This window comes from Chitinivibrio alkaliphilus ACht1, from assembly GCF_000474745.1.
In the GTDB taxonomy this organism is placed as follows: Bacteria; Fibrobacterota; Chitinivibrionia; order Chitinivibrionales; family Chitinivibrionaceae; genus Chitinivibrio; species Chitinivibrio alkaliphilus.
In genome coordinates this window covers 1-746 of record NZ_ASJR01000074.1, presented here as the reverse complement: position 1 = coordinate 746, position 746 = coordinate 1, and the positions used below count along the sequence as shown (strand labels likewise).

Here is a 746-nt window from a genome sequence, read left to right as displayed (position 1 = left end):
TATGCGTATTAACAACAACATTATGGCAATGAATGCCAACAGACAACTCGGTATCAACTCACACAACAACTCCAAATCCCTGGAGAAACTCTCCTCGGGGTTTCGGATCAATCGAGCTGGAGATGATGCTGCAGGACTTGCTATTTCTGAAAAAATGCGGGGGCAGGTACGTGGCCTTCAGCAAGGTTCTCGAAACTCTCAAGACGGGGTTTCATTAATACAAACTGCCGAAGGGGCCCTCAACGAAACCCACGCAATTCTTCAACGAATGCGTGAACTGGCAGTACAAGCATCAAATGACACCAATGTTACCAAGGATCGCGAAGCCATACAGGCTGAGGTGGAACAACTTGCTGAGGAAATTGACCGTATTGCCGAGCAAACTGAGTTTAACACACAAACTCTGCTTGACGGCACCGCTGAAAGTCTCCATTTCCAAGTTGGGGCAAATAGTGGACAGGTGATAAGCTTGAGTATTAACGATATGCAAGCTTCTGCCCTCGGTGTACACGAAGTGGCAGACAACAACATTCTTGCTGACCAATCCGTGGCAATCCAGCTCATCAACGATGCTATCCTTTCGGTATCGGAAGAGCGGTCAAACCTCGGGGCGTTGCAGAACAGATTGGAACATACGATTAAAAACGCGGACAACTCTGCAGAGAATCTCCAAGCTGCGGAATCTCGAATTCGGGATGTTGATATGGCTGGAGAGATGGAAGAGTTTACCAAAACAAACATTCTCC

General features: G+C 47.5%; 1 protein-coding gene. It reads left to right on the top strand.

The genetic code is table 11. The annotated features are described in order from the left end of the window. Position 1 precedes the first annotated feature (1 nt). A partial coding sequence (locus tag CALK_RS11685; RefSeq protein WP_034638415.1) for a flagellin N-terminal helical domain-containing protein occupies positions 2-746 on the top strand: 745 nt, incomplete at its 3' end.